Here is a 12,414-nt window from a genome sequence, read left to right as displayed (position 1 = left end):
CACCGCGTGGACACGCACGGCCCATACCCCGGCGGCGGCCAGCAGCGCGGTGGTCGCCTGGGTGGCGTCGTCGCGCTCGTCGGTCGGCCGCGCCCCCGCGTCCCCGGCGGCCAGGACGGTACCGAGGAAGGACTTGCGCGACGTGCCCACGAGCAGCGGCCGGCCGAGGGCGGCGAGGGCATCGATGTTGTTCAGCAGCGCCCAGTTGTGCGCCGCCGTCTTGGCAAAGCCGATCCCGGGGTCGAGGATCACCCGCTCCGGCGCGATCCCGGCGGCGACGACCGTCTCCAGCCGCGCGGCAAGCTCGGCAGTGACCTCCGAGACCACGTCGCCGTAGACGGCCCGGCTGGACATGTCGACGCTGGGCCCGCGGGCGTGCATGAGCACATAGTGGACGCCGCGGTCGGCCACCAGGGCGAGCAGGTCCGGGTCGCAGCCGCCGGAGACGTCGTTGACCAGCACCGCCCCCGCGTCGACGGCGGCGGCGGCCACCGAGACCCGGCTGGTGTCGACGCTGACCCGGACCCCGGCCGCGGCAAGCTCGGCGACGACCGGCAGCACCCGGCGCATCTCCTCCGAGGCGACCACCCGGGACGCGCCCGGGCGGGTCGACTCGCCGCCGACGTCGATGAGATCCGCGCCCTGCGCCACCATCCGCAGCCCGGCCCGCACCGCGTCCACCGGGTCGAGGAAGGTGCCGCCGTCCGAGAACGAGTCGGGCGTGACGTTGACGACGCCCATCACCTTGGTGAGGCCAGCCGGCTCGAGCAGGTCCTCGGCGGTCCCGCTCACGCGGCACCCGCCCCGGCCGCCCCGGCCGGCCCGCAAATCGTGCGAGCCGGTCGGACTGATGGGTTAGAAACACAGCCGGCCCGCCCACGGCCGGCAGCCGATCCAGCCGGGCCACGGGTGGCGCGATCGTCAGGGCCGCCGCGTTCTCGTCGCCGCGGACCCGGTCGACGGGTGCCCGCGCAGGACGGCCGGTATCGAGCCGCCCGCCCGTCCCCCCGTCACCCGGAGCGTTGTCGCCCGGAGCGTTGTCGCCCCGAGCGTTGTCACCCCGAGCGCTGTCGCCGAGCCGCCCGCCGTCGCCGGAGCCCCGGCGGGTGCGCCGGATCCGGCTCCAGGTCTCGACCCAACGGCGCAGCTCGGCGGGGTCCGTGACGCCGCAGGCGCACAGCATGTTCTCGACGAGGTTCGCCGGCTTCAGCCCGGGCAGGTGCGACCCGCCGAAGTAGCCGCCGACCGTGCTGGCCGGGACGTTCACCTTCCGGGCGACGTCGCGCACGCTGAGCCCCGCCCGCTCCCGGACGACCGTCAGTACACGGCCGAACTCCGCGCAGGAGGTGACGGCGGCCAGGTCGAACTCGTCAGACACGCGCGTACCTCAGGCGGGGCGGTGAGCGGGGCGGACTGTGATTCTGTGCGCCAATCTTGCCGTGGTCGGCGGATGGCGGATAGACCGCCGGGCCCTCGAACACGCCCGGCGATCGTCGGGGACGAAAACCGTGGTCGGACGCCCGCCGGTTCATCGGACGCCCGCCGGTTCATCGGACGGCCGACGGTTCAGTCGCGTGGCAGCGGGACGACGTCCGCGAGGATCTCGTGTCGGTGCCAGCGCCGCCGGGGTGCCGGGCTGTCGTGCACCACCAGCAACGCCGACGGTTCGCCGGGCATCAGGGCGATGCCCTCCGGGTGGTCGTCGCCGGTCCCGACCGGCAGCTCCAGCACCCGCTCGATCGCCTCATCGGTGACGACGACGCTCGTGCGCGCGTGCGCGGCGCCGCGCCAGCGGTAGATCCGCACCGGCCCGTCGAGATCCATCGTCGGGCCCGCGAGCAGCAGCAGATCGTCGCCGTGGGCGAGGATGTCCCGTACGCCGAGCCCGTCGAGGTCGAGGAAGTGCTTGCGGTACAGGCGGCCGTCGCGGTTGCCGTCGTCGCTGTCGCTGTCGCTGATCGGAGCGAGCAGCAGGTCCGGGCCGTCGCCTTCGGCGAGGCGCACCTCGAGGACCACCGCCCAGCCACGCAGCACCGGGCCGCGCAACCCCAGGTAGATCCGTTCCCCGATGACCGCGAGCCCCTCGATGTCCAGGCCGTTGTCCTTGCTCGGGATCTTCAGGAACAGGCCGAGGTGCTCGTCGTCCCTGAGCGCCCGGGTGAGTCGGTTCTGCTTGGTCAGGCCGAGCGCCCCGGCGGTCAGCTTCGCCCCGCTCGGCGAACCCGGCGCCGGGGCGCTGGGGACGAGGGTCGGCGCGCCGTCGATCTCCACCACCGGGATGCGGCCGAGCAGGTAGCGGTTGGCGTTACTGCTCACCTTGGCCAGCCGGGCCAGCGCCTGCTCGGTGGCGTGGTGCGGCTTGACCCGCTTGCGGGTCCGGGCGTGCGACCCGACGAACCAGAGGTAGTCGCCGTGCCGGTCGAGGCCCTCGATGTCGATCTCGAGCTGGCTGCCATCCGGTTCCGGCGGTTCCGGCAGCGGGAGGAAGTCCGCGACCGAGAAGCTGACATGGTCGACGAAGCCGTCCCCGCTCGGCGACAGCGCCGTCCGCTCGATGGTGATCGTCTCGTCGCCGGCGAGCCAGAGGTGGCGCCCGTCCCCCTTGAGGGTGGACAGCGACTCCGCGATGTCGATCACCCCGGCGTCGTCGGTGAAACGGATCGGAATCGTCCTCGCGGTCATCGGCCCCTCGCTGCTGATCTCCGCAGGCGTCACGTGACGCCGTGGGGGAGCGTAATGCGGATCCGCGCTGCTCCGCCGCCGCTGTCGAGCAGCCGATATGCGACGAACACCGCAGCTCAGAGCGGACCGGACCGCCGTGTGTCAGCGGGCGCCCGACGGTCCCCGCCGGCGCCCGAGGGCCGTCCGCCCGGGGCGCGCAGGAGGTCGTCGACGTGCCCGGCGGTGACGTGGATGTCCGTGCCGGCGGAGCCGACCGCGCAGCCGGCGACGACGACGGCGCGCCGGGCCGCCGCATCGGGATCGCCGGTGGCGAGCCAGTAGTGCAGGAAGCCGGCGCACAGCGCGTCACCGGCGCCAGTGGTGTCGAGCACTCCGTGTGGGGCTTGGGCGGGCAGGTGGCGCGGCGGGTGATCCCGGATGGCGAGCAGACAGCCGTCGCCGCCCATCCCGACGAGCACGATCCGGGCCGGGTAGCGGCTCAGTAGCGCGGCGGCGGTGTCGGCGGGACTGGCCGCGAAGCGCTCGGCGGAGCAGAACACGATGGTCGCCGCCGCCAGCCAGGGGCGGCTGTAGGCGTCGTCCGCATCCTCGATGGTCTGCAGGTCGACGGCGATCGGCACGCCGGCTGCCTGGGCGACGGGGATCAGGTCGCGGACGAAGCCGACGGTCGTCAACACGGCGAGCCGCGCCCCCGCGAGCAGGTCACGGAACACCGGCAGCGGGTAGCGGGCCGTGGCGAGGTCGGCGAGGTCGGTGTGCACCTGCCGGTTCCCCCACGGATCGACCAGGACGGCGGACATCGCGCTGTTCGCCGTCGGCAGCACCCCGGCGCCGAGACCCGAGCCGTGTTCGTCCCCGTCTTCGCCGAGCAGACCGAGGCGTCGCAGTTCGGCGCGGATCACCGTCCCCGCCGGATCGTCCCCGACGAAGGCGGCCAGCGACACCGGCGTACCGAGCGTGCCCAGCGTCCTGGCGACGTTCAGCCCGACGCCGGAGGCCGCGAGCCGCAGCTGCCCGGTCGTGTACCGAACGGGCGCGTAGGCGAGGGGAAATCCGTCCACCGGCACCGTCTGCTGCACGTTCACCACTCCGGCCACGACCACATGACCGGTCCGACGATCAGGGGCGGCGCGGCTGTGCACGAGTGCCGCCCACCTCGGCCGTCTCGCGGCTCGCTGTTCAGGCCGGCCGCGTGCGGTGTTCCGCGGAACACCGAGCCACTGGCCCCGGGCGGTGTCAGTGGCCGGGGTAGCGGGCGGCCCACGGCGTCGTTGCCGCTCCGAAGGCGTCCGCGACGGTTGCGGTGTTCTCGAACTCGGTCACGAGATCGTCGGCCACCCGCCCGACGAGTTCGTAGCCCTCGAGTTCGCGAACCCAGTCTGCCGGCAACGCCTGCTCGCCGCCTGCGACACCGACCAGGTTGCCGCAGATCGCCCCGGTCGAATGGCTGTCGCCGGAATGGTTCACCGCGGCGAGCAGCGCCACCCGGGGATCGTTCGCCGCGTTCGCCGCGGCCGCCGCGTTCGCCGCAGCCACCGAGCAGTACACCGCGATCGACAGTGCCTCCTCGGCGACCCAGCCGCCGCCCAGCGACTCCACGCGTTCCGGCGTCGGCGCTCCCTGCGCCGCACGGCTGAGGGCGGCCCGCAGCGCGGCGGTCACCTCACGACCGCTGCGCTCGGCGGAGAGCCGGGCGAGGGCCGACACCGTCGCCTCGGCGATGCTCGCCCCCGCCAGGACCGTGGCGATGATCCAGGCGAAGGCTCCCGCGGCCAGGTAGCCGGTGGGATGTCCGTGAGTGAGCACAGCGCCTTCCACCGCATGCTCGAAACTGGTCTCGGGGCCCCGCCGGAGCAGGCCGAACGGCGCCGAGCGCATCACGGCACCGCAGCCCTTGCTGTCGGGGTTGGCCGGCCGCGCGAGGGTGCCCATCGCGTCGCGTTGCAGGCCCGAAAGGCAGGCGTTCCCCGGGGCTCGCCGCGCGTACAGCACCGGCTGGGCCACCAGCCAGCCATCGACATCCGCCGGTACGCCGTCGGTGGGAAACGGCCGCGTCTGCGTCGTCAACCAGCGCCGATAAGCGCCCCACAGCATCGAGGGCGGATCGACGACGCCCTTCGACCGGCCGCGCACGGACGCCCGGATCAGGCCCTCCGCGGTGAACAGGGTCATCTGCGTGTCGTCCGTCAGCGGGGCACGAACCCCATACGCCTGCGTAGGTCCGGTCACGCCCGCCGGCCCGTGTTCGCGTCGGATGTCGGCCAGCGACTGGAACTCGATGCCGGCGCCGAGCGCGTCTCCCAGCGCGCCGCCCAGCAGGCGCCACGCACCTGGTCTCTCATGAGTTCTGCGGACGTCCTCTCATGACGATCGCCACCCAGTCGCTGACAATTCTGCTGGTGGGGACGGCGGACGGGAAGCGCCTGATTCACCCCGACTTCTTCTTGACCGGCGCGGTTCCGCGGAACCGCGAGGTCACCATGGATTGAGTCGGGCGGCCGTCCGCCCGGATCAGGTGGGTCGGATGGGCTCCGAGCAGCTCCAGTACGCCGACTGAGCACCAGCGCTCGCCCGTCAGCTCCCGGTGGCGTCCGGCGGGTCGGCGGCGAGGTTATGGTCGCTGTGTGTCACCGCCGCGGGGGTGGACGTGGGACGATGCTGGGTGGGGCTGCTTGCGCGCTGGTTGCGCCGAACCATGTCGACGATCTGGGTGACGGGGCCGACGACGAGCAGCTCGTCGCCCGGTCGCAGGCGGGTGTGCCGGCCCGGCCGGTAGTCCGGCTCGACGACCGCCCCCTCACCGCGGTCATCTTCACGGCCGTCATCTCCGCGGCCGTCATCGTCGCTGCGGCTGTCGTCGGCGCCGACACTGGCTGTGGCTGTGGCTGTGGTGACGGCAAGGACGCGGGTTCCGGTGGAAAGCTCCTTCAGGGTCGGGCCGACCAGCGCCCCGCCACTGTTGACGGTCATCCGGGCGACGAGGAAGGGGGTGCGCTCCACGTAGAAGGTGCTCAGCACGTCGTAGCCGAGCGCGGCGCCGACGAAGTACGGGGTGGCCAGGGCCGAGGCGCTGCGGGCGGTGTGGATGCCGAACCGGCGCTCGACCTCGTCGGCCATCGTCGTGTCGAAGATCCGTAGCACTACCCGCAGGCCGGCCTGGCGCGGCTGTGCCTCGGGTGACCCGGGCCGGCCGTAGGAGCGACCGCCGGCGCGCCGCGCCGCCTCCCTGGCCGCGCGGGCGCCGCGAAGCTCGACGTGGGCCTCCCGGGCGGACAGCACCGTCTCCAGGTTCGCCACCCCGTCGCTGGTCAGGGCGGCGACCGTGGTCGCGTGGGCGAGGCCGGCCTCCAGCAGGGTGGACCGCACCGTCGCGTCGCCGATGATCACCGGGACCCCTTGTTCGCGGGCCACGGGCAGGTACCGGTTGTTCTCGTCCCGTTCGATCACCACCACCTGGCGGCCGGCGCGGACCAGGCCGTCCATCGTCGCGACCCCGACCGAGCCGAGGCCGGACAGGATGACATGCCCGCGTACCGCGCCAGCCCGGCCGCGGCCCAGCGCGCGTTCGAGTCGACGACTGATGATCACGTTGGTGATGAAGGCATAGACGACCGCGATCGACAGCGCGCCGGCCAGCATCAGCCCGATGCCGAAGACCTGCAGCCACTTGTCGGCGGCGCCGAAGTTGAAGTCGCCGTAGCCGACCGTGACCATCGTCTCGACGGTGAGGTAGAGGGCGTCGAGCGGGCCGAAGTCGGGCGGCGCGGCCTGGTTGTGATCGGTGTAGGTCAGCGACAGCACCACGGTGCTGACCAGCAGGATCGCGGCGACGGCGACGAGGGCCAGCCGGAAGGGCCGGTCCAGCTCCCCGCGGATGATGGACCGGAATTCCCGCAGCCGCGCGGTCGTGCCGCGCCGGGCCCGGGACACGCCACCGCGTTCGGCGGTGCCGGCACCGAGGGTCGCGAACAGGCGTGCGTCGTGCAGACCGGAGACGGTCATGCCGCGCTCGTCGAACTCCGCGAGGCGGCCGAGGACGGTCAGTCGGTCACCCGGCCGCAGCGGGGTGTCCCGCGGCGGGAGCATCTCGGCGTGTCGGGCACCGGCGCGGCGCAGTGCGATCGGGGTGAGGTCGCCGTAGCGGGCCCGGAAGGCGCCCCGTCCGGTGATCTCCTCCTCGATCACCGCGAACACCTCGGCGTCGGCGCGGGCGTCCATCGTGAAGGCGTGCGTGACGTCGGAGCGCACGCAGGCCTCGACGAAGCTCGGCCCGGCGAGCTCCGCCAGGTTCAGGACCCGGACCTGGGCGAGTGCGTCGGCGAGCTGGCCACCGAGCTGCGGGTTGTGGACGCTGACGACCAGCCGGACGGCGGGGGCGATATCGGCGGCGAGCAGCGCCGTCTCCAGGTTGTCGAGGTCGGCCTCGTGGCAGATCACCACGGCGAGCGACGCGGTGATGCCGGCCTCGCGCAGCACCTCGGGCACGTGCGGGCTTTCGCGCAGGACGCGGACCCCGCAGCGTTCCAGTCGGCGCCGCGCGGCGGCGGTGAGCCGGTCGTCGACCGCGACCACCGCGACGCCGGACGCCTGCAACTGCTCGGCGAGGCGCAGCCCCATCGCGCTGAGCCCGGCCACGATCACGTGCTCGGACGGGTCGGCGTGCCCCGGCGGGTCGGCGTGTCCTGAGGGGCCTGCGTGTCCTGAGAGGTCGGCGTGTCCTGAGAGGTCGGCGCGATCGGACTCACCGGAATCCGTCGGCATGCCTCCCTCTCCCCGCGGGCACCGGGTCCAGAACGATCCACGGCGATGGAATGCCGCGTTGTACTGGGCCGATGCAACTGATCCCGTGAGAGGTCAGTCTCGCATGCGGGCGCCGACCCGTCCGGGTCAGGAGTTGCTGTCGGCGGGGTAGGGGGCGAAGGTGCCGCGGTTCTCGTCGAGGGCGAGGCTGCGGCCGATCTGCGGGAAGGCCCGCTGCGCGCAACCGACCCGCTCGCAGACCTTGCAGCCGATTCCGATCGGTACCGCAGCCGCCGGATCATCCAGATTGAGCCCGGTCGAATACACCAGCCGGCTGGCATGGCGTAGTTCGCAGCCGAGCCCGATGGCGAACGTCTTGCCCGGACGACCGAAACGGCCGTAGCCCCGACTGACCGTGCGGGCAATCCAGAAGTAACTGCGTCCGTCCGGCATCGTGGCAATCTGGGTGTGAATTCTTCCGGGGGCGGCGAGCGCCTCGTACACATTCCACAGCGGACACGTTCCGCCGGCTCGGGAGAAATGGAACCCGGTGGCCGACTGGCGCTTCGACATGTTGCCCGCGCGGTCCACCCGGATGAAGGAGAAGGGAACGCCCCGGGCCCGCGGGCGCTGCAGGGTGCTGAGCCGGTGACAGATCGTTTCGAAGCCCATGCCGAAATGTTCGGAGAGCCGTTCGATGTCGTAGCGGAACCGTTCGGACGTGGTGTGGAACACATTGTAGGGGAGGATGAGGGCGGCGGCGAAGTAGTTCGCCAACCCGATCCGGGTCAGCGTCCGGGCCGGGGGGCCGCTGAGCATGCCCTCGTCGGCGAGCCGGGTAACCAGGTCGTCGAACTCGGCGAAGGCGAGCTGCAGCGCCATCCGGAAGGCCCGCTGGCCGGGCCGCAGGTGGCTGGACAGGGTCAGCACCCGGGTCTGGGGGTCGAAGCGGTGCAGCACGTCGACGTCGAGTTCGCGGTCGAGGTCACGCCCGTCGTCCCGGCCGTCGTCGCGCGAACCCGCGAGGTCCGGGCCGGGCTCGCGGCTGTGCACGCGAATGCCGTGGTAGGCCAGCCGCTCGACGAGCACCGCGTGCACCCGGCCGCGGGTCAGGCCGATCTCGCCGGCCAGCCGCTCGGCGGCCTCGTCGAGCTCGCCGACGTAGTTCTGCCGCTGGTAGAAGAAGTCCCGGACCTCCTCGTCCGGCATCGGCGCCGGCGCGGGCCCCGCCGGCTCCGGCCCGCGGGCGCCGGTGAGCGCGGCGAGCCGCTCGTTGGCCTGGCGGTAGCGGCGGTGCAGCGTGATCAGCGCGTGGGCGGTCTGCGGTAGCTGCTCGGCGAGCTGGGCGGCATCGGTGGCCGGCACCTGCAGGCCGATCGTGCCGTCGGAGAGGACCTCCCGGACCTCCGCGATCAACCGGGTCACGTCGTGCGCGGCGAAGAAGCCGGCGTCGACGCCGAATGCCTCGGTGATGCGTAGCAGGACCGGTACGGTCAGCGGCCGGGAGTTGTGCTCGATCTGGTTGAGATAGCTGGGGGAGATGCCGAGCAGGCGCGCCAGCTCGACCTGGCTCATGGCCCGTTCCTCGCGCAGTTCCCGTAACCGGGTCCCGACAAAAGTCTTCTGCATCCGCTCCCTCTCTGTCCGGGAGGATAGCCGACCCGGTGCCAACCTGCCATTTGCAAGATTCGCAAAGGCGGCGCGGAAGATTCGCAGGACTTGGCTCGTTGGGCCGCTCGACCAGGCCGAATCGCTGTGACAGCTTCGAAGAAGAGGTGATCCGCGCTATTCCGACTCCAGGGCAGGGAGAGATCGACATGGCCGAGGCGAAGACGACGGGGACCGCGACGGGGACCGCGACGGGGACCGCGGCGGCGAACGGGGCCGCGAACGGGGCAGCGCAGGCGGCCGAGGAGCTGGCCGCCGGGTGGGCGACGGACCCGCGGTGGGCGGGCATCGAACGCACCTACGGCGCCGGCGAGGTGATCAAGCTGCGCGGCAGCGTCCTGGAGGAACACACCCTGGCGCGGCGCGGCGCGGAGAAGCTGTGGGGCCTGCTGCACGACACCGACTACGTGCACGCCCTCGGCGCGCTGACCGGCAACCAGGCCGTGCAGCAGGTCAAGGCCGGGCTCAGGGCCATCTACCTGTCCGGGTGGCAGGTCGCCGCGGACGCGAACCTGTCCGGCCAGACCTACCCGGACCAGAGCCTCTACCCGGCGAACTCGGTCCCGGCGGTGGTCCGCCGGATCAACAACGCGCTGCTGCGCGCCGACCAGATCACCTGGGCCGAGGGCGTCGCCAACGCCCCCGACTGGCTGGTGCCGATCGTCGCCGACGCCGAGGCCGGCTTCGGTGGCGTCCTCAACGCCTTCGAGCTGATGAGCGCCATGATCACGGCCGGTGCCGCCGGGGTGCACTGGGAGGACCAGCTCGCCTCGGAGAAGAAGTGCGGCCACCTCGGCGGCAAGGTGCTCATCCCGACCGGCCAGCACATCCGCACCCTGAACGCCGCGCGCCTGGCCGCCGACGTCGCCGACGTGCCCTCGGTGATCGTCGCCCGGACCGACGCGCAGGCGGCGACGCTCATCACCAGCGACGTCGACGAGCGGGACCTGCCCTTCGTCACCGGCGAGCGCACCGCCGAAGGCTTCTACCGGGTGCGCGACGGCATCGAGCCGTGCATCGCCCGGGGCCTCGCCTACGCCCCCTACGCCGACCTGCTGTGGATGGAGACCTCCACGCCGGACCTGGAGATCGCCCGCGAGTTCGCCGAGGCGATCAAGGCGCAGTACCCGGACCAGATGCTCGCCTACAACTGCTCGCCGTCGTTCAACTGGCGGGCGCATCTCGACGACGCCACCATCGCGAAGTTCCAGCGCGAACTCGGCCACATGGGCTACAAGTTCCAGTTCATCACTCTGGCCGGATTCCACGCGCTGAACCACTCGATGTTCTCCCTGGCCCACGGCTACGCCCGCGAGGGCATGACCGCCTACGTCGACCTGCAGGAGCGCGAGTTCGCCAGCGAGGCCGACGGCTACACCGCGACCCGCCACCAGCGTGAGGTCGGCACCGGCTACTTCGACCTGGTGAGCACCGCCATCAACCCGGCGAGTGACACCGTCGCGCTGCGCGGCTCCACCGAGGAGGCGCAGTTCACCGCGACCGGCGCCGGCGCGGGGCACTGACATGCCGGCACCGCGCGGCGGTCGGATCGAGGTCATCGGCGAGCCCGGTGAGCCTCGGGAGCGTTTCCGGGAAATCCTGACGCCGGCGGCGCTGGAATTCCTCATCGCGCTGGACACCGCCTTCGCCGCGCGGTGGGCCGACCTGCTCGCCGCCCGGCGCGAGCGGCGCCTGCTGCTCGCCGCCGGGGCGGCCGTCCTCGACTTCCGGCCCGAGACGGCGGCCATCCGCGCCGACGAGTCGTGGCAGGTCGCGGGCGCGGCACCGGGCCTGGCCGACCGGCGGGTGGAGATCACCGGGCCGCCCGAGCGGACGACGACGGTCGACGCGCTGAACTCCGGGGCCCGGGTGTGGGTGGCGGACTTCGCCGACGCCACCGCGCCGACCTGGTTCAACGTGATCTCCGGCCAGCTCAACCTGCTCGACGCCCTCGACGGCCGGCTCGACTTCACCACGGCCGCCGGCAGGCGGTACCGGGTCGGGCCGGACCCGGCGACGATCGTCGTGCGGCCGCGGGGCTGGCACCTGCGCGAGCACCATCTGCTCATCGACGGCCGGCCGATGTCGGCGAGCCTGGTCGACTTCGGTCTGTACTTCATCCACTGCGCCCGTCGCCAGCTCGACCGGGGCAGCGGACCGTACTTCTACCTGCCGAAGCTGGAGAGCCATCACGAGGCCCGGCTGTGGAACGACGTGTTCGTGTTCGCCCAGCAGCGCCTGGGCCTGGCGCGGGGCACGATCCGGGCGACCGTGCTCATCGAGACGATCCCCGCCGCCTTCGAGATGGAGGAGATCCTCTACGAGCTGCGCGAGCACTGCGCCGGCCTGACCGCCGGCCGCTGGGACCACGTGTTCAGCCTCCTCAAGACCGTCGGCGCCTGGGGCGAAGGGTTCGTGCTCCCCGACCGAGACCAGGTGACGATGACGGCGCCGTTCCTGCGGGCCCACACCGCGCTGCTCGTGCGGACCTGTCACCGCCGCGGCGCGTACGCGATCGGGGGGACGGCGGCGTTCGTCCCCGGCCGGGATCCCGAGGTCGACGCCCGCGCGCTCGAGCGGGTCCGCCGGGACCTGCGGCGGGAGGCCGACGACGGGTTCGACGGCTCCTCGGTGTCCCATCCGGGGCTGGTGGCGGTGTGCACCGAGGCGTTCGACGCCCGCCTCGGTGCCGTGCCCCACCAGCGCGACCGGTCGCGGCCGGACGACGCACCGGTGACCGCGGCGGACCTGCTCGACGTCGCCTCGGCCGGCGGCACGGTCACCGAGGTGGGGCTGCGCGGCAGCATCGCGATGGCGCTGCGCTACCTCGACGCGTGGCTGCGTGGCACCGGCGCCGTGGCGATCGGGGGCGTGATGACGGACGCCGCCACCGCGGAGGTCTCCCGCTGCCAGGTCTGGCAGTGGATCCACCACGGCACGCGGCTCGCCGACGGGCGCCCGGTCACCCGGGAACTTGCTGAGCGGCTGCTTGCCGAGGAGCTGACCGTGCTGCGCGCCGAGCGCGGCGGCGCCCCGAACCGCCTCGACGAGGCCCGCGAGGTGTTCGTCGAGACCGCCCTGGGCGAGACCCTGCCCGAGTTCCTCACCACCGTCGCCTACACCGACTACCTGACGAAGCGCCCCCGCGCCCTCGCCCGGATCTGACCCGCCACCCACGCGCCGCCTGCCACCCGCCAGCCGCCACCGATCACCCGCCACCCGCCCGCGTAGCCGCCTGGGCCGCGGCCGCGGGGGGGGGGGGGGGGGGGGGGGGGGGGGGGGGGGGGGGGGGGGGGGGGGGGGGGGGGGGGGGGGGGGGGGGGG

General features: G+C 72.9%; 9 protein-coding genes. 3 read left to right on the top strand and 6 right to left on the bottom strand.

All coding sequences use genetic code 11. The features are described from left to right. From folP to ND748_RS15070, 4 genes are all read right to left on the bottom strand, one after another. Window positions 1-792: dihydropteroate synthase (gene folP, locus ND748_RS15085; protein WP_251746441.1), on the bottom strand; the 792-nt coding region annotated here is incomplete at its 3' end. 774 nt (window positions 793-1,566) lie between these two features. Further along, window positions 1,567-2,682, bottom strand: coding sequence for a DUF3616 domain-containing protein (locus ND748_RS15080; protein ID WP_251746440.1), 1,116 nt, complete (start codon window positions 2,680-2,682; stop codon window positions 1,567-1,569). Between the two features lie 116 nt (window positions 2,683-2,798). Then, window positions 2,799-3,779 carry a carbohydrate kinase family protein gene (locus tag ND748_RS15075; RefSeq protein ID WP_251746439.1) on the bottom strand — a complete coding sequence of 327 codons (981 nt, stop codon included), beginning with the start codon at window positions 3,777-3,779 and terminating at the stop codon, window positions 2,799-2,801. Between the two features lie 139 nt (window positions 3,780-3,918). Next, window positions 3,919-5,001, bottom strand: coding sequence for an ADP-ribosylglycohydrolase family protein (locus tag ND748_RS15070; RefSeq protein WP_374215928.1), 1,083 nt, complete (start codon window positions 4,999-5,001; stop codon window positions 3,919-3,921). A 44-nt stretch (window positions 5,002-5,045) separates the two neighbouring features. Here ND748_RS15070 and ND748_RS34060 point away from each other — a divergent pair, with 44 nt between their 5' ends. After that, window positions 5,046-5,171: a hypothetical protein gene (locus ND748_RS34060; protein WP_285902149.1), complete on the top strand. Its 126-nt coding sequence runs from the start codon at window positions 5,046-5,048 to the stop codon at window positions 5,169-5,171. Window positions 5,172-5,256: 85 nt separating this feature from the next. Here ND748_RS34060 and ND748_RS15065 read toward each other — a convergent pair whose 3' ends face one another. Together ND748_RS15065 and ND748_RS15060 are read right to left on the bottom strand one after the other, a co-directional pair. Beyond that, window positions 5,257-7,443 (bottom strand): NAD-binding protein, encoded by a 2,187-nt coding sequence (locus ND748_RS15065; RefSeq protein ID WP_285902148.1) that lies wholly within the window; start codon window positions 7,441-7,443, stop codon window positions 5,257-5,259. 126 nt (window positions 7,444-7,569) lie between these two features. Next, on the bottom strand, window positions 7,570-9,051 hold the full coding sequence (locus ND748_RS15060) for a short-chain fatty acyl-CoA regulator family protein (RefSeq protein ID WP_251746438.1): 1,482 nt from the start codon (window positions 9,049-9,051) through the stop codon (window positions 7,570-7,572). A gap of 188 nt (window positions 9,052-9,239) precedes the next feature. Between ND748_RS15060 and aceA the strand changes: the two genes are divergently transcribed. Both aceA and aceB read left to right on the top strand, forming a co-directional pair. After that, window positions 9,240-10,613 carry an isocitrate lyase gene (gene aceA, locus ND748_RS15055; protein WP_251746437.1) on the top strand — a complete coding sequence of 458 codons (1,374 nt, stop codon included), beginning with the start codon at window positions 9,240-9,242 and terminating at the stop codon, window positions 10,611-10,613. Between the two features lies 1 nt (window position 10,614). Continuing rightward, window positions 10,615-12,255, top strand: coding sequence for a malate synthase A (aceB, locus tag ND748_RS15050; protein ID WP_251746436.1), 1,641 nt, complete (start codon window positions 10,615-10,617; stop codon window positions 12,253-12,255). Window positions 12,256-12,414: the final 159 nt, after the last annotated feature.

Origin of the sequence: Frankia sp. AiPs1 (genome assembly GCF_023716945.1) — a bacterium.
Lineage (GTDB): Bacteria > Actinomycetota > Actinomycetes > Frankiales > Frankiaceae > Frankia.
The sequence above is the reverse complement of the archived record's forward strand: the minus strand, read 5'-3'. Positions and strand labels throughout refer to the sequence as shown.

Coding starts and splice junctions, on each gene's coding strand:
- ND748_RS15080 (WP_251746440.1), bottom strand. CDS start 2,682: ATGACCGCGAGGACGATTCCGATCCGTTTCACCGACGACGCCGGGGTG.
- ND748_RS34060 (WP_285902149.1), top strand. CDS start 5,046: ATGACGATCGCCACCCAGTCGCTGACAATTCTGCTGGTGGGGACGGCG.
- ND748_RS15065 (WP_285902148.1), bottom strand. CDS start 7,443: ATGCCGACGGATTCCGGTGAGTCCGATCGCGCCGACCTCTCAGGACAC.
- ND748_RS15060 (WP_251746438.1), bottom strand. CDS start 9,051: ATGCAGAAGACTTTTGTCGGGACCCGGTTACGGGAACTGCGCGAGGAA.
- aceA (WP_251746437.1), top strand. CDS start 9,240: ATGGCCGAGGCGAAGACGACGGGGACCGCGACGGGGACCGCGACGGGG.
- aceB (WP_251746436.1), top strand. CDS start 10,615: ATGCCGGCACCGCGCGGCGGTCGGATCGAGGTCATCGGCGAGCCCGGT.